The organism is Paraburkholderia youngii (assembly GCF_013366925.1).
In the GTDB taxonomy this organism is placed as follows: Bacteria; Pseudomonadota; Gammaproteobacteria; order Burkholderiales; family Burkholderiaceae; genus Paraburkholderia; species Paraburkholderia youngii.
Window position 1 is genome coordinate 226,231 of sequence record NZ_JAALDK010000004.1, and the last position, 15,215, is coordinate 241,445.

Sequence of the window (15,215 nt, forward strand, 5' to 3'; positions counted from 1 at the left end):
GCAGGCGCTCCCGGATGCAGCAATTTCCCGGCCGGCGCGCCTGGCTGGAACAGTCAGTGCGACGCCGATAGATTTCGGGAGGTGTGCGAGGTGGCGCGTAGAACGAGAGTAGCCGAAGAGGCGCGTGAGAGCCAGTTGGTCAGCCTGCCGGACATCATCCGGCCGCAACTCGCTACCCTTGTCGATCGCGCGCCAGTCGGTCCGAACTGGTCGTACGAAATCAAGTTCGACGGCTACAGGATGCTCTGCCGTATCGACAACGGTGCCGTGACGCTTTTCACACGCAACGGACACGACTGGACCGAGCGGATGCCTGTGCTCGTTGGCGCACTCGCGGCGCTGCCGGTCCGACAGGCGTGGATCGATGGCGAGGTAGTAGCACTCAACAAGGCCGACATTCCCGACTTCTCGGCGCTGCAGAATGCGTTCGCCCGTCGCCGCACGGCTCGTCTGACGTTTTTCGCGTTCGACCTGATGTTTCTGGACGGCCGGGACCTCCGGCACGTGCGACTCAGCGACCGGCAGGCCGCACTGCAGCAGTTGCTCTCCGGCGTCGACGACGCACACATACGGCTTAGCAACACGTTCACCGAGGGCGTCGAATCCTTGCTCGATTCCGCCTGCCGGATGGGACTTGAGGGGCTTATCGGCAAACGCGTCGACCGTCCCTATACGGAAGCCCGTTCGCCCGACTGGATCAAGGTCAAGTGCCTCCAAAGCCAGGAGTTCGTCGTCGGCGGTATCAGCAGGAGCGCTGGAGCGGCCACAGGCATTCGCTCGTTGTTGCTGGGCGTCTACGAGCGTGATGGCGGTTTCCGCTTCGCCGGTTCGGTCAAGGCTACGTTGCGGCCCATCCAGATGCGCGAATTGCAGGCGCGTCTGAAGCCAGTTGGCGAGCCGCCGTTCTTTAACCCTCCAAAGCCTGAGCGCGGCCGCGCCCTCATCTGGATGCGGCCGCAAGTAGTTGTCGAAGTATCGTTCCTCGAATGGACATCGTCAGGAGAGATCCGGCATGGCGTCCTGAAAGCGCTGCGCGAGGACAAGGAGGCGGGCGATGTTCACGAAGAAAAGCCCGTCGTCACACGAGCGAAAAGTAGCCGTGCTGGCGCGGGTTCAAGCGTTCGTGGACCAATAATCACCAACGCTTCGCGCATCGTTGATCCATCGACGGGCGTGACGAAAGCGGACGTCGCCCGATACTTTGACGCCGTCGCCGACTGCCTCTTGCCCCACATCAAGGATCGGCCCCTGATGATCGTGCGCGCGCCCGATGGTATCGAGGGCTAGATGTTCTATCAGAAGCACGCAGAAGGGTTCTGTCGCGGTAAGAATGAGAGGTTAGTAAAGACCCGATACGATACGGACTACTTATCCAGCCAGTGAATAGAATTGCTGTGCGGGATTCTGATCGACACCACCATCGTCCATCTGCCCCTTGACGATCATGTGCATAACTTCGATGCCGCCCAACAGGATGCGGGCACAACGAAATTTCTTGAATCCAAGCATCGGTCGGGTCCGGCGCTTGATCGCCCGATGATCCTGTTCGATGATGTTATTCAGATACTTTTTCTGGCGGACCTTGATCGGCACATCCCGCGGGGCGTTGATCGCTTGCAAGGCAGCCAGATTCGATCCGCTCTTGTCGATCGTCACGGTCTCGGGTTCGCCATTCTGGTCGATTGCCTTTTCGAAACAGGCCCGGGCTGCAGCCTTGTCCCGTCGGGCTCGCAGCAGAAAATCAACGGTGTTGCCTGCCTTGTCGACAGCCCGATAGAGATACCGCCACTCACCCCTGATTCGAATGTAGGTCTCGTCCATCCTCCAGCTCTTGCCGACCGTCCGTTTGCGCCGTCGAAACGCCTTCTCCAGGACCGGCAACAGTTTGAGTGCCCAACGATGAACGGTCGAATGATCGACCGCAATCCCGCGCTCGGCCATCATCTGTTCGAGATGACGCAGGCTCAGCGGATAGGCCACGTACCACCGAACGCACAGCAACATCACGTCCAGCGGGTAATGCAAGCGTTTGAGTACTTTTCCCACACCCGGACTCAGCTTCTCGGTCATCGATCACGTCACGCATTAAGGCCCGTCAGCATAGCAGACCGACTTATTACGACAGATCCCAAGATCGTGACCCGCGCGGGCCAGCAGGCGGGACTTGCGTTTCCGGTTCATCCGCACATGCTGCGTCACGCGACCGGCTACAAGCTGGCCAACGACGGACACGACACGCGCGCCATCCAGCATTACCTTGGCCACCGCAACATCCAGCACACCACGCGGTACACCGAACTGGCTTCGGACCGGTTCCGCGACTTCTGGCAGGACTAACCTTTCCGGGCTACTGAACTCACGCCTATGTCGACCGAACGCATCCCGAACGCGCTACAGACCCGCTACGACGAAATCACCGCGCTGACCGACGCCGTGTGTGGACAACACCTGAGCGACGAGTACCGCGACCTTTGTCGCCGCATGGCGGCGACCCTGTGCCGCAAACGCCCCTCGCCACTCATCAATGGCCCTGCGCGCTCATGGGCTTGCGGCATTGCCTACGCCGTGGGTCGGGTCAATGGCCTGTTCTACCGGGATCAGACGCCGCACATGCGGGCCGACGTGCTGTGCGAACACTTCAGGGTGAGCCCGAAAACCGGATCCGCCAAGGCCAGCGCCATCATCGCGATGCTGAAAATTGGCGCCATGGATCCGCGCTGGTCACTGCCCAGTCAGTTGGCCAGAAATCCCATGGCCTGGATGCTTGAGGTGAACGGCTACATCGTCGATGCGCGCCAGATGCCGCGCGATTTCCAGGAGGAAGCCTTTCGTCGCGGCCTTATTCCCTACATTCCATAACCTAACCCTCTGTTTTCAGAAAAAATACGCAGCCGTAGTTGTTGCTCAGCCGACGTTCACCCTCTGGATGAGCCAAAGCTCGCCGTCCGACCACGTGGCCATATAGCGCTGACCGTGAATATACATGTATGTCTGGGGCACGTAAGGGGTTGGCATCAAGTTATTATTCTCCAGCACGCCGACGAGCTCGTTCGAAGCACGCTGGCTGCCGTGCTGCCAGTCGTCGCCCACGGAACCGCTGATATCAGCGTAAGAGGGCGGCGGCGGGTTCCTAAAAGGTTGTGAGCTTCCCATATACGGCTGGCTCACCTCTTCACCTGGCGTCTGAAGCTGAGGCCATGAAATGCCCTCAAAAAACGATGATGGAGGAGAAGTGGCACCAAAACCGGCCTGACCATATTGATCGGCCGCTGAGGCCCAGGCGCCTCCCCCCCCTAGCCAAGGATCCGGCGGGTTCCAAAAAGGTTGTGAGCTTCCCATATACGGCTGGCTCACCTCTTCACCTGGCGTCTGAAGCTGAGGCCATGAAATGCCCTCAAAAAACGATGATGGAGGAGAAGTGGCACCAAAACCGGCCTGACCATATTGATCAGCCACTGAGGTGGCCCCCCCCCAGTCGGCGGGTTGCGAGGGCCCAGCATCCGGCTGAGCGCGCTGCTGCTGTCCGAGCCCCATCGCCCGCAGTGCCGCGATTGCTTTCCGTAGGTGCGACCCCTTTGAATTCGGGTCAGCAAGATACGTATCAATATCGTTGTCCAACGCGTGTATGCGCCCATTGATTGCCGGCAAGTCATTGAGTCTCAGCCACGCGCTAAAGTTGCGAATAGCAAGTGCGTAATTGCGGCGATATGCGTCATATTCACTCCCCTCAAGCGAATCAATAAGAATCCGATCTTCCTCGTATACACCACCGGTTGCATACTCACGCGCGGCCGCCAGTGCGGCTCGTACCTTTCCTCTTTTGAAGAAGCCACTATCGAGTCTCGTGGCCACATCATCCAGTTCGCGGTCAGCAAGTCGGCCTGCGAAACCATCGCGCTGATTGGATGTAAGTACGTTACTCAACTTTGCCAGTCCAGCAAAATGATTTCTGAGCGTGCTATAACCCATTTCCCCCTTTTTGCTGGCAATAAAGTTTTCAACAAATTCTTTGTCATCCGCATTATAAATGTCGGCTTTTTTCGCATAAAAAATTTGGCAGACTCCCCCGACCTGTTCCCCTGCCCTACTTTCCCGCTCAAGCTGCAAGTCACTCAAGCCCTGCATCACTCCCGCCGGCTGCGCAAATTCGCGCGCTGGAGACCCCGGCCGAGAGTTGGGGGGGGCCTCCTCTTGCCGCACCTCTTCCTGCTCTTGCAGTTCCGCGTAGGTCTGCATGAACCGTCCTGTGTCCCATATATTCCATGAATTGCCGTCCATATCTTCCTCGTGAACAACGAACCCGAATGTGCGCAGCTTATCTGCCCCCCGAATTGACGTGCACTTTACGCGAAGTTAAGTGCGTTGAAACGAAGTGAGGAAGTTGCTGCCCACGGCTTTGTCCGGATGGGTACGAGTTCCGGTTGTGGTGCAAATAGCGCTCAAGGATCGGTTAGAGTGTCGCCCTGACCGATTTGAGGAGCCGCGATGAACAAGCTGAAGAGTCTGGACGGGCTATTCGCCGGCCGTCATTTTGACCGTGAGGTGATCATTCTTTGTGTGCGCTGGTATCTGCGCTACAAACTCAGCCTGCGCGATCTCGTCGAGATGATGGCTGAGCGAGGGTTGTCGCTGGCTCACACGACGATTCTGCGTTGGGTGCGCCGCTATACGCCCGAGTTCGTCAAGCGCTGGAACCATTTTGCCACGTCTGCGGGACGGTCGTGGAGGGTTGACGAGACGTACCTGAAGATCCACGAGCCTGTCTGACAATGGCCGGATACGTGTCATGCTGCCAGCGCTCGATCGCCTCCGGATCTCGCTGATAAGCGCGCTGCAACGGCTTTTGTGGCGTGAGGTTCAAGCGCGCGAGCATCGCGCCGATCGACGCCAGGCTCAACGTGACACCGAACTCCCGATGCACGAGCTCGCGAACCAGGTTCCGCGTCCACAGTCCGAAGTCAAATCCATACTGCATTGGATTTCTGCCATTGATCCAGCGCAGCACCTGCCGTTCCTGTGCAGGCTTGAGCTTACGAGGGCGGCCCGTGCCTTTGGTCGAGAGCAGCGCACGCACCCCACGGCCGCGACCACGCGCCTGAGCCCGGATCTTGTATGCCCACGAGCGATGCATTCCAAACGAGGCTGAAACATCGTCTGGATGCTCGCCTTCGGCCATGCGCTGAACTGCCAGGATGCGCATCTCTTCTAGCGTGTTGTGAGCCAGGCTCCGGCCATCTCGTTTCATGAGCGATCTTGTCAGTAACCCTCGCTCAAGCATAGACCATATGTCCGCTAAATTCTTGACCTATGAGTAAGCTTGGAGCACCACGCCATTGGGTCTCGGTGACAGCCGAGAAGACAATGGTTGAATTGCAGCGTGCAAGCTACCTTTAGCCGCACCGGATCCTCGCAGAACTGCTGCATCAGCCCTTTTCCACCCAAGAACAGCGGATAATCTCCTGAATCAAAACAATTTCCTGCAAATCTGGGGTTCCGGCTTACAACCCCTTCCCCCCGATATTCCAGCTTCGCGTCCTCGCTTCTTCAAAATTTGCCACCGCTACGGTTGGGCGCTCCCTGCTCGGGGCAACTGGGGGGAGTGAAGAGGCTGGATTTGCTTGCAGTCTCCGACGGCGAATCTCGTTAACAGAGACACCTTCCCGCTCTGCCAACGCTCTTTCGCCCGCTTGAATTCTGGCAAGATCGTAAGCGGCTCGTGGCGGCCGTTGTAGACGGCAGCTCCAATCTGGCCGCACTGGATGCGGTGAATGCCGATCGCGAGACGCCGATCAAGGTCCGTCAGATCAAGTATCTGAACAACATTGTCGAACAGGACCATCGGGCTATCAAACGCCGGACCCGGCCGATGCTGGGAGTCAAGAACTTCCACCGTGCGAGGGTCATTCTCGGCGGCATCGAGGTAATGCACATGATCAGGAAAGGACAGATGAAATCTGCGGGCAAAGACCCGTCGCCTGCTTCCCAGCAGTTTTACTCCCTTGTGTCATAAGCAATACTTATCATATCGACATTTCTCGTCCCGACACCCTTACTGCAACAGAACCCACCTGACTTGCGTATTGAGTACCTGCTCCAAACGCAACGAGCAAGCCGCGATGCTCGCTGCATTTTCCGATGGATTCAAATCTGGTCGTCAATGCCGACTGAGTTGCCTCTTAGAGCCATGTTTTCTACCGGAACCCGAGTGACAAGAGTTCCCGCTCCAAAGTGGTCGGAGAAGTGACCTTCTTCAGCCAGCCTTGTGACTGCACTCGCCTACGCGCTTCAATTTCAGCTTTTTCTCGCGCAAGCCGGACAAGCGAGGCGAGACGGGCTGCACGTTGCTCTAGTGCAGACCTTCAGTCGTTGTCATATTGAGCCAATGCTTGGAGCATCGACGCAAAGCCAGCGACAGCCTCCGGACACGACTCGCGCCGAACATCGGCTCGCCCGCGCTCATCGAGAAACCACCCATTGATGTATCCCGCGGCATCCCACAGCACCAGATCGATTCGAGACGGCCTCCCCTCAAGCAAGTAACCGTTAAGCGCCTCGAAGTCGTTGAATAGTTTTCCCAGCGCATCGTGACTTTTGCCGCCTAAGCCGACGTTCGTCTGCGGCGCCACTACTCGCAGGCAGACGCGTTGAGTTGCCGCCTCCGCCGCCATCATCGCAGATCCTACTTCGCAGCGGATAGGGTGGCTTTCCCTGTAGGGCGCGAACATCGCGGACAACTCTTCGTCAAGCTCACGAGCCGAGAGTTCGAACAGAGGCTTCTTTTCCGTCGTCATGGTACCGTCCTCATGGGCCCAACTTCAGGCTCGATGTTTTCCGATTTTCCGATTTTCCGAGTTATCGCGTGCGCGAGAAGGCGAACGCAGCCGCCCACGCCGTCAGAGTGCCGAACCAGATATAAGCGATGGGCTCAGTCACGTGCGCCGTACTCTTGAGAGTAGCACCGCCGAGGAACACAACCATCGCGACGTTTCTGCAGCAGGATGTCGAGTTCGGCGCCGTGCTGGTCGACTGCCCGCCAAAGCAGATAAGGCTCACCGCGCAACGTAACGAAGACTTCGTCAAGATGCCATGTGCGGCCAGGCTTGCGGCGAGCAGCTTTGACGCGATGTGCGAAGCCCGCGCCGAATTTGTCGCACCAGCGGCGGATCGTCTCGTAACTGACAACGACACCGCGCTCGAACAGCAGTTCTTCAATATCACGCAGGCTAAGTTGGAAACGGAAATACCACCGAACCGCGAGACGAATGATCGTCGCCGGGAATCGGTGGCCGTGATAAAGCGATTTTCTCTTCTTCATCGTGACATCTTACGTGACCACCTCGCCAACGTGACAGTGCCCCAGAGGGAGTGCAAACGGGTCGTCTTCATTCAGGCATTCTCGCCCCAGCCAAACGCTTTCCGGAACCCCATTACGCCGCCGCCACCGCCGCCGCTTCGGTGGTGGCGCGCGGCGTCGCGCCCGTACGGATTCTGATCATGAGGAAGATTCAGCCAGTCGCTCACATGCTGGTTGGCATAGGTAGAACTTGACGAATTGAGAATGTCGGCAAGCGTGCCGCCTCCAGTCTGTTTAAGCCATCTTCCCAAATGTCGCACCTTGGTTTTGTGATCATTGCTTATCCCAGATCGAACTACCAACTCTTCATTGGTCCCGGTGAAGGGATGCCCCTGCGGCACCTGCACGGCGGAAGCCGTTACAGCAACGGGTGGGAGGCCAATAGAGGTGGTCTGCGCGAGCTGCATGGGAGGAAACCCGACGTTTCTATCGAAATCTGGAGCCATAGAGGATCCCCCAGACATCTCCCCGATTCGCGGCCGTTTCGGACGAGATTGCAGTCCAGATAGCTGGTGGTGGGATGCGGATGCTGTTGATGGACGCGTTAGTGGTGGATTACCCTCTTCAGCTTCCTCAGGAAGGGGTGAACTGACGTGACTGGTTCCGCTAATCGGTGATGTTGCCATTGAAAGCCCCCTCGGTCTTGGAACCAGACATTTAGCACGCTTTCGCCTGCCCCCCCCCCCGTCGCATACGAACGACGCGAATGAAATACGAATCCCGTTCACAGGCCGAGTTTCGGTCCGCGATCGAGGTCCGGTTCGTCCTGATCGGCGCTGTGGCCGGAACGGTGCGATCGGTTTTCGACCTCCTTGCCGAGCGCGACGAGCATCGCCTGCCGCCGCTGTTCGAGCGCGGGCCCGCCGCGCAGCACGAGTTCGAGTACCTCGCGCAGCTGCCCTTCGGCGCGCTCGAGCTTCAGTTGCCCATGCCGGCGTTGCACCTCGACATCCAGCCGTGACTCCTCCGCAGCCCGTCTGAACCCCTGCGCATCACGGGCGGCGAGCTCGGTAGCTGTAGCGGCCCGATAACATCCGGTTCTGTCGCGGTAAGAATGAGAGGTTAGTAAAGACCCGATACGATACGGACCATTTATCCAGCCAGTGAATAGAATTGCTGTGCGGGATTCTGATCGACACCACCATCGTCCATCTGCCCCTTGACGATCATGTGCATAACTTCGATGCCGCCCAACAGGATGCGGGCACAACGAAATTTCTTGAATCCAAGCATCGGTCGGGTCCGGCGCTTGATCGCCCGATGATCCTGTTCGATGATGTTATTCAGATACTTTTTCTGGCGGACCTTGATCGGCACATCCCGCGGGGCGTTGATCGCTTGCAAGGCAGCCAGATTCGATCCGCTCTTGTCGATCGTCACGGTCTCGGGTTCGCCATTCTGGTCGATTGCCTTTTCGAAACAGGCCCGGGCTGCAGCCTTGTCCCGTCGGGCTCGCAGCAGAAAATCAACGGTGTTGCCTGCCTTGTCGACAGCCCGATAGAGATACCGCCACTCACCCCTGATTCGAATGTAGGTCTCGTCCATCCTCCAGCTCTTGCCGACCGTCCGTTTGCGCCGTCGAAACGCCTTCTCCAGGACCGGCAACAGTTTGAGTGCCCAACGATGAACGGTCGAATGATCGACCGCAATCCCGCGCTCGGCCATCATCTGTTCGAGATGACGCAGGCTCAGCGGATAGGCCACGTACCACCGAACGCACAGCAACATCACGTCCAGCGGGTAATGCAAGCGTTTGAGTACTTTTCCCACACCCGGACTCAGCTTCTCGGTCATCGATCACGTCACGCATTAAGGCCCGTCAGCATAGCAGACCGACTTATTACGACAGATCCAAAAAAAGTGTACCGAAGGACGGCGCGATCAAAAGCGCGCAAATCATCGAATTCCTCAAAGCGCCGCGCGCGCAACTCAGACGCAAGCTGATGATCGTGTGGGACGGCGCAGCGCAGCACAAGAGCCACGTCGTGTGCGAATACCCTGACAGCACGGATGGCGCAATCCAGATGGCGCTGCTGCCCGGCTACGCCCCGGACCTGAATCCAGTCGAATACCTTTGGGCCTGGCTCAAGCGGCACGCATTGGCGAACTTCTGCCCTGATAACCTCGCCGAACTGTAGCACACCGCTCGAAGCAAGCTCAGGTGCGGCCAGAAGCGCAAATTGATCATCGTTGCCTGCTGGAAGCAAGCCCAGCTTTGGTGATGTCATGATTTACGTAACTCTCTATAGGAGACGGGGCCGTTTCTTTGATCCGAACGGAGGTGTTCTTGAATTCCAAGATAGAGCTTCGTTTCGACGCTGGTTTGAGAATGATTTCGGCACCATCAGCTACTATGGTGACTCCGGGACGATGCTTCAAGTCATCAATGGTTCTGATGTGCAAATAGGTAAGCGGGTTGAGAAAGTTCATATAGGTAGGAAGGCTTATCGATCAAACCGGACCGCATTCCATACGGCGAGCGCAGTGGCCTGCTTGAGGCCGAGCTTTACATTTACGCAAACTACTTCGTTTTTGGGTGCCCGCTTGCAAAGCTAGGGCGGACCATACATTTTTTTGGCCGGTCCCCACTCCACTGCTTCCATCAGGATTTCGACCTCCAGCATCTTTAAAAATCACCCTTGAAACCGCCCACTAAAAATCACATTTATTTAAGAAAAATGTCACGCGCTCATCAAACCTATCGTAAATCTCGAAATTGAATCAAATTTATGTATACTGCCTTCCAAATAGCGGGCGCACTGGTATCTTTGAGGCGCAGGTTCATGAGATCTACTTGCGCCTTGAGAATGCGATGCATCAACTCGATGATTGACGATAGCGATGACAAGGTCACTGATGGGCGTTCAACGCCAACCTAATGCAGTCGTATCTAACCGACTAGGAGCAGTATCTGGGCTTCAACATCCGCATGGAGCGAACACCGGGGTTGACGCAGGTCGACCTAGCCGAACGATACGGGGTGACGCCTGCGATGGCCCGAGATCGTGACCCCCGCGTCTCTGAAGCATTTGAACCCGAGCATCGCGCGGACCCTGGACTTGATGTTGCGATGATCTTGCTCAATCCTATTGTTCAAGTATTTCGAGGATCGCAACGTCGCGTCTTTAGGCAGGATCGCATCGGCGTTGTTTGCCAGGAGTCCCACATAGGTCTCGTCGACTTGCCACGACTGACCGGCTTTCAAGGCCAGGCGATTCCAGCGTTTGACGAATTCCGGAGTGAAGCGCGCTGGACCCAGCGCATGATCCTGCGCCATCGACAGACCGCGCTCCGCCATCATCTCAGCGAGGTCCCCGAAAGTTGAGCTTGTAACGCAGGTGCCAACGCACACAGAGGACGATAACTTCGCGATCGAAGTGGTTCCCGTTGAACAATCCGCTAATGTCTTTCAGCGTACCCATTGGCTATTGCGCGTCGAAAAGCCGAGCGTAAAAGACCAGCGCATCCAAATTGCACCACTGCCGGATTCACAATATGTTTCGGAACAGGAGTTGTTCATGAAATTTGCAGTCCTGACGCACAGTGCTTCGCTGTTCCAGTTGTTGAATGAAAATTTCATGGACAATGCAGTCAGGTGCCAGCTGTTCCACGATGACATTTCGCTGTCACGGGCCATGTATCGCGAGGACTTCTGCGCGATCTTCATCGAGCTTCGTTGCCTGGACGGCAACAGCGCCGTATTGGATCGTCGCCGATGTTACGCGGACCGTCGCGCGCCATTGATTGTCGTGGGCACCTTCAATGACCGCGCGAGCATTGAGATGGCCTATGCAGCGGGCGCGGACGAAGTCGTCATCGCGCCGTATACAGGTCCTGAACTGGCGGCACGCACATACCAGACGCTGCGCCGCTTTGGCCAGGGGACGACGCCGCTTGACGACGATTGCGTGACCGTGGGCGCTTATACCCTTGAACGGCGCACGGCATCAATCCTGGTGGGGAATGAATCCGTGCGGCTGACGTCGCGCGAATTCGCCATTGCGTGGATGCTGTTCTCGAACGCAGGCGAATATGTGAGCCGCAGGCAGATTGCCGCGGCCGTGTGGGGCAGTACCGAGGATATCATCGGTCGCACGCTCGAGCAGCACATCTACAAACTGCGCAAGAAATTCGGCCTCAACGGGTTGCTTGGCGTGCAGCTGCGCACAATGTACGCGCACGGTTACCGGATTGAACTTAACGGTGCTCAAGCCATTGCAACCTGTACAAGCGCCGTGCCGCAGGACGTCGAAATTGCCTCACATGGCGTTCCAGATCAGCCTCGAGGAGCGGCTTGCTGCCTCGCACCTGAGCTTAGGCGCCCTGCCGCTGCCCCTGCGCGTGTTTCCGCCGGCGCACCTTACAAAAACGCTGAACGGCGCGTACGCGCCAATGCCTGTCGTGCGCCATGTTGCCGGCGCTGTCGCCCAGGCGGTGCAGCCTTCCGGCGTCATCGACAGGGTGCTGGATTTCCGGTTCGCTGGCAACGGCATTGCCTGCACGCGTGCCAGCCACTGCGGAGATAATCCGGACGCCGACTGAGCGTTATGCGACCCCATCAGAACTCGATCATGCGCGGCGTCAGCAGGAAGATGCGCTTCATGTGCGAGCGGCTATCGCTGTTGTTGCGAAACAGCGCGCCGAGAACGGGAATTTTGGAGTTGCCCGGTACGATGGTAGTGCCATTGGACTCTGCGTCGGTACTGTAGCCCACAATCAGCAGGCTCTCGCCCTGCGTGACGAACGCCTGCGTATTTATCACGCTCTCGGTGATGACCGGCAATGTGTCGACAGTCTGGTCGCCGGCAATCTGGCCGTCTTCGATATGCACGGTGAGTTTGATGCGAGTCTCGCCGTTCTCCTGCGCGACCATGGGCAGCACGCGCAGCGAGACGCCAGTCGAGATGCTGTAGAGATCCGCCGACGTATAGCCTGATACCCGCACGAAGAAGCGCGTCTTGTTGTCCATCACCGCTTCGACATTATCGAGCGTGGCGACCTTCGGAGTGGCATCGATCTTGGCAAGCGTAGTGGATTCGGAAGCATTCACACGCGCGAGTAGATAGCGGCCGGCGTCGCCGAGGAGCGCCGTGATGGAGCCGCCCACCGGCATTGAATTCATGACGGCGGTGCCGTCCGACAGCGTGGTCGTTCCAAAGCTTGGATTCAGCGAGCTTGTATTGCCGGTCTGAGAGGTGGTGCCCGAGCCGGTCTGGAGGTCGAGATGGCTGCTGTGCGCGCGCCAGTCGATCCCGATCTGCTTGAGCAAATCGTCGTCGATCTCGATGATGTTGGCTTCGATCTCAATCACCTTCGGGCGTACGTCGAGCGGGCTGATCAGTGCGTCGTACTGATCAATGCGCTGCGGGACATCGCGCACCAGCACGGAGTTGGTGATCGGATCGGCCTGGATCACTGGCAGTGACGCATCCACCCCGCCGGAGCCGCCGCCGTTGTTGCTGTTGCTGTTGCCGCCAAAGAATGCATCTCCGCCTGCCGCGCCCGGATTACCCGTCATGCCGCCGACTGCACCACCGTAGGTTGCCCCCGCGTTCAGATTCGAGGGCAACGGCGGCACTAGTATCTGCGGCGCGCCGTCGCCTCCGCCACTGCCGACAGTGCTGCTAAGGCCGCCGTCGTCGGCGTTGCCGCCCAGATCGCTCATCTGCTGCACGCGCTGGATACTTGGCGAGCCTGAAGCCGGCGCATTATCTAAGCCGCGCCGGGGATGGTAGATGCTCGACAGCACGCTCGCCACGCCGGCCACCGTAATGTTCTGGCCGTCGATCTGGACCTTGTGGTCGTCGGCCCAGGCGTGATGCAGCTTGAACACCCTTACCACCGATCCCGAAGTGCGGTCTTTCGACTGGTCAACCCGCTGAGCGATCGACCGCACAACCTGCACGTATTGCGGCGGACCGTTCACCAGCACGATGCCGGCCGCCGCGTCATAGGTCACTGGAAAGCGCGGGTCGTCAAGCCGCATCGAACGCAGCGCGCGGACCAGACGGGCGGGCGAAGCCTGATCGAGATAGATCACCTGGCGGGTTACATCGTTGGCATTGCTGATTGAGAGGATATTGCCGTCGTAGAACCAGACCAAGCCGAACGTGGACGCGAGCGTATCGAGAAAGCGCTGCGGCGTCATGTTGAATTCGCCGCTGACCGTGCCTTGCACGTTGCTGGCGATCGAGGTGGTGATGCCCTGGCTTGCCGTGAAATCGCGCAGTATGTCGGTCAGGTTTTTACCTTGCGCATGGATATGCACGGTCTGATTGCGCCAGCGCACCGGTCTGGCGTGCGTCGACGAGGACACGCCCGCGCTGATGAGTGCAGCAACGAGTATCGCCCTGAAGAGGGTCGTCGATTTCATGTCGGATGGGGAATAGGAATTGGACGGATGTCGAATAGGCTCGCGGCCAGGAAAAGCTAGCGTTCCAGCGTTTCGGAAGGCAGTTCGTGAAATTGCTTGCGATATCCGTTGATGAGCGTCGAGCGGTTCTTCACGCCCCATCGGCCGGCCGCGTGCAATATTCCGCGCTCGCGGGCGAACGGCCCGTCGAGGAGTTCCCCGCGAATACGCTCCATCCGCAGGCGGCGGATCAACTCGGTAGGCGAAAGTCCCAGTAAGGCGCGAAACGCGCTTTGCAATGCGCGTTCGGTCACGCCGATCTCCGCCGCGACTTCCCGGACCGACAGATCATGACGATCGAGGTTTTCGAGCACGAACTGATAAGCACGCCGATATTTTGCAGGCAACCGTGCGCCTACATCGTCAAGTTGCGGCGCGGCCTTCGTGTTCCGCTCAATAACGAGCGCGCGCAGATGTGAATCCGCGCGCAGGCACTGCATCGCGACCAGTGCATAGCCGCTATACAGCTGCGTTGCTTCCAGCCCGCGCCCTTGCGACTGCCGCACCTTGGAAAGACAGTAGAGGTATTCAAGTTGACGATGTCCTGTGAAGATCCGCTGCGCCTCGTGGTGCAGCGGGTCGAGCACTTCTTCCGCCAATTGCGGCGCGGCGCCGGCAAGGGCGGCGAGCGCCGCTTCAAGCCGCGCGGTGCGCTGGTAATCCGGCAGGTTTTCCTCGCGTGCCCAGCGCAGATGGTCGAGCAGCTTGCCGAACGCGGTGCGCTCGCCGCTGGCCGCCGCGCGTTGCTGGCGCAGCGACTCTATGCGCATGCGAAGCAGTGGCGAGCGGACGTGCGCGGTATCGGCGAGCAGTTCGTCGATACCGCGCGAAGGCGTGCCGAATACATGCGTGGCGCGGTCGGCAAGGCTCGACTGCCAGAACACGTGATCCTGCAGCGCGGCCGCAGAGCGGATATCTGCCTGCACGGCAAGGTCGAACGCAAGGGTATCGACGAGTTCGCGCCAGTGGCCGCGCGACTCGCCGTCGATCTCGTAGAGCCGTGAGCGCAAATCGGCAAGTGCGGGGCCGATCTGCGCGGTCTTGCCAAGCTCCTGGAGAATACACACGAGCGCAAAGCGTGCTTCCGCCGCGCGCGAGGGCGTGATATTGGTTTCATCGGCGAGACGCGAAAAACAGGCGAGCGCGGTGCCCAGGCGGTTGCGAAACAGCGCCTGCCAGCCAGCGTTGCGGGATGACGCAACACGCAGCGCCTGCTTGGACGAGCGGATCATTTTTTGTGAACGCCGGTACGCCTCTTCCGCCTCCACTTCCACACGAGCCATGAGTTGCACGTCCGCGTGACATTGTACCACGCTGGCGCCCTCGTTCCCTGTGCCGGGGTCTTCCGCCCATCTTCCAGCAATAGATCTCGCGCTCGCGAGCCGGCCCTCGGTCACGGCTTTCAGGAAGCGTGCTGCGAAGGGGTCGCCATTGACTGAGCAAGATGCG

Annotated in this window: 12 protein-coding genes and 6 pseudogenes; 8 read left to right on the forward strand and 10 right to left on the reverse strand. The window is 58.6% G+C overall.

Translation table 11 applies throughout. The annotated features are described in order from the left end of the window. Positions 1 to 90 precede the first annotated feature (90 nt). Entirely contained in the window at positions 91 to 1,287 is a 1,197-nt protein-coding gene (gene ligD / locus G5S42_RS43660; RefSeq protein WP_176112756.1) for a non-homologous end-joining DNA ligase, read from the forward strand. Between the two features lie 81 nt (positions 1,288 to 1,368). On the opposite strand, the gene G5S42_RS43665 is transcribed toward ligD, so the two are convergent. Then, the gene (locus G5S42_RS43665; RefSeq protein ID WP_176112757.1) at positions 1,369 to 2,070 is read right to left on the reverse strand and encodes an IS6 family transposase; all 702 of its coding nucleotides are present in this window, start codon (positions 2,068 to 2,070) and stop codon (positions 1,369 to 1,371) included. A gap of 66 nt (positions 2,071 to 2,136) precedes the next feature. Between G5S42_RS43665 and G5S42_RS45645 the strand changes: the two genes are divergently transcribed. Beyond that, positions 2,137 to 2,337, forward strand: coding sequence for a tyrosine-type recombinase/integrase (locus G5S42_RS45645; protein WP_312883756.1), 201 nt, complete (start codon positions 2,137 to 2,139; stop codon positions 2,335 to 2,337). Positions 2,338 to 2,364: 27 nt separating this feature from the next. Then, entirely contained in the window at positions 2,365 to 2,859 is a 495-nt protein-coding gene (locus tag G5S42_RS43675; RefSeq protein WP_176112759.1) for a DUF6398 domain-containing protein, read from the forward strand. A 45-nt stretch (positions 2,860 to 2,904) separates the two neighbouring features. Here the strand turns inward: G5S42_RS43675 and G5S42_RS43680 are convergent, their stop codons facing one another. Further along, the gene (locus G5S42_RS43680) at positions 2,905 to 4,236 is read right to left on the reverse strand and encodes a hypothetical protein (RefSeq protein WP_176112760.1); all 1,332 of its coding nucleotides are present in this window, start codon (positions 4,234 to 4,236) and stop codon (positions 2,905 to 2,907) included. Positions 4,237 to 4,485: 249 nt separating this feature from the next. On the opposite strand from G5S42_RS43680, the pseudogene G5S42_RS43685 reads away from it, so the two are divergent. Continuing rightward, positions 4,486 to 4,752: pseudogene (locus G5S42_RS43685) on the forward strand (IS6 family transposase); the annotation flags it as partial. Position 4,753: 1 nt separating this feature from the next. Here G5S42_RS43685 and G5S42_RS43690 read toward each other — a convergent pair. Next, positions 4,754 to 5,245: pseudogene (locus G5S42_RS43690) on the reverse strand (winged helix-turn-helix domain-containing protein); the annotation flags it as partial. A 495-nt stretch (positions 5,246 to 5,740) separates the two neighbouring features. Between G5S42_RS43690 and G5S42_RS43695 the strand changes: the two are divergent. Further along, positions 5,741 to 6,010: pseudogene (locus G5S42_RS43695) on the forward strand (DDE-type integrase/transposase/recombinase); the annotation flags it as partial. Positions 6,011 to 6,359: 349 nt separating this feature from the next. On the opposite strand, the gene G5S42_RS43700 reads toward G5S42_RS43695, so the two are convergent. From G5S42_RS43700 to G5S42_RS43710, 3 genes and pseudogenes are all read right to left on the reverse strand, one after another. Continuing rightward, entirely contained in the window at positions 6,360 to 6,791 is a 432-nt protein-coding gene (locus G5S42_RS43700; RefSeq protein WP_176112761.1) for a hypothetical protein, read from the reverse strand. 155 nt (positions 6,792 to 6,946) lie between these two features. Then, positions 6,947 to 7,315 (reverse strand): annotated as a pseudogene (locus tag G5S42_RS43705) (IS6 family transposase); the annotation flags it as partial. Positions 7,316 to 7,386: 71 nt separating this feature from the next. Beyond that, a complete protein-coding gene (locus tag G5S42_RS43710) occupies positions 7,387 to 7,761 on the reverse strand; it encodes a hypothetical protein (RefSeq protein ID WP_176112762.1) in 375 nt (124 codons plus the stop codon). Between the two features lie 299 nt (positions 7,762 to 8,060). Here G5S42_RS43710 and G5S42_RS43715 point away from each other — a divergent pair, with 299 nt between their 5' ends. Beyond that, on the forward strand, positions 8,061 to 8,315 hold the full coding sequence (locus tag G5S42_RS43715; RefSeq protein ID WP_176112763.1) for a hypothetical protein: 255 nt from the start codon (positions 8,061 to 8,063) through the stop codon (positions 8,313 to 8,315). 131 nt (positions 8,316 to 8,446) lie between these two features. On the opposite strand, the gene G5S42_RS43720 is transcribed toward G5S42_RS43715, so the two are convergent. Beyond that, complete coding sequence (locus tag G5S42_RS43720; RefSeq protein ID WP_176112757.1) at positions 8,447 to 9,148, reverse strand: IS6 family transposase; 702 nt, start codon at positions 9,146 to 9,148, stop codon at positions 8,447 to 8,449. A 77-nt stretch (positions 9,149 to 9,225) separates the two neighbouring features. On the opposite strand from G5S42_RS43720, the pseudogene G5S42_RS43725 reads away from it, so the two are divergent. Beyond that, positions 9,226 to 9,576 (forward strand): annotated as a pseudogene (locus G5S42_RS43725) (transposase); the annotation flags it as partial. A gap of 779 nt (positions 9,577 to 10,355) precedes the next feature. Here G5S42_RS43725 and G5S42_RS45080 read toward each other — a convergent pair. Next, positions 10,356 to 10,460 (reverse strand): annotated as a pseudogene (locus tag G5S42_RS45080) (DDE-type integrase/transposase/recombinase); the annotation flags it as partial. Between the two features lie 232 nt (positions 10,461 to 10,692). On the opposite strand from G5S42_RS45080, the gene G5S42_RS45650 reads away from it, so the two are divergent. Then, on the forward strand, positions 10,693 to 11,880 hold the full coding sequence (locus G5S42_RS45650; protein ID WP_312883757.1) for a winged helix family transcriptional regulator: 1,188 nt from the start codon (positions 10,693 to 10,695) through the stop codon (positions 11,878 to 11,880). A 32-nt stretch (positions 11,881 to 11,912) separates the two neighbouring features. Here G5S42_RS45650 and sctC read toward each other — a convergent pair whose 3' ends face one another. Next, a complete protein-coding gene (sctC, locus tag G5S42_RS43740) occupies positions 11,913 to 13,727 on the reverse strand; it encodes a type III secretion system outer membrane ring subunit SctC (RefSeq protein WP_176112765.1) in 1,815 nt (604 codons plus the stop codon). A gap of 56 nt (positions 13,728 to 13,783) precedes the next feature. Further along, on the reverse strand, positions 13,784 to 15,215 hold a 1,432-nt coding region (locus G5S42_RS43745; RefSeq protein ID WP_312883758.1), incomplete at its 5' end, for a helix-turn-helix transcriptional regulator.

Coding starts and splice junctions, on each gene's coding strand:
- G5S42_RS43665 (WP_176112757.1), bottom strand. CDS start 2,070: ATGACCGAGAAGCTGAGTCCGGGTGTGGGAAAAGTACTCAAACGCTTG.
- G5S42_RS43675 (WP_176112759.1), top strand. CDS start 2,365: ATGTCGACCGAACGCATCCCGAACGCGCTACAGACCCGCTACGACGAA.
- G5S42_RS43680 (WP_176112760.1), bottom strand. CDS start 4,236: ATGCAGACCTACGCGGAACTGCAAGAGCAGGAAGAGGTGCGGCAAGAG.
- G5S42_RS43710 (WP_176112762.1), bottom strand. CDS start 7,761: ATGCAGCTCGCGCAGACCACCTCTATTGGCCTCCCACCCGTTGCTGTA.
- G5S42_RS43715 (WP_176112763.1), top strand. CDS start 8,061: ATGAAATACGAATCCCGTTCACAGGCCGAGTTTCGGTCCGCGATCGAG.
- G5S42_RS43700 (WP_176112761.1), bottom strand. CDS start 6,791: ATGACGACGGAAAAGAAGCCTCTGTTCGAACTCTCGGCTCGTGAGCTT.
- sctC (WP_176112765.1), bottom strand. CDS start 13,727: ATGAAATCGACGACCCTCTTCAGGGCGATACTCGTTGCTGCACTCATC.
- G5S42_RS43720 (WP_176112757.1), bottom strand. CDS start 9,148: ATGACCGAGAAGCTGAGTCCGGGTGTGGGAAAAGTACTCAAACGCTTG.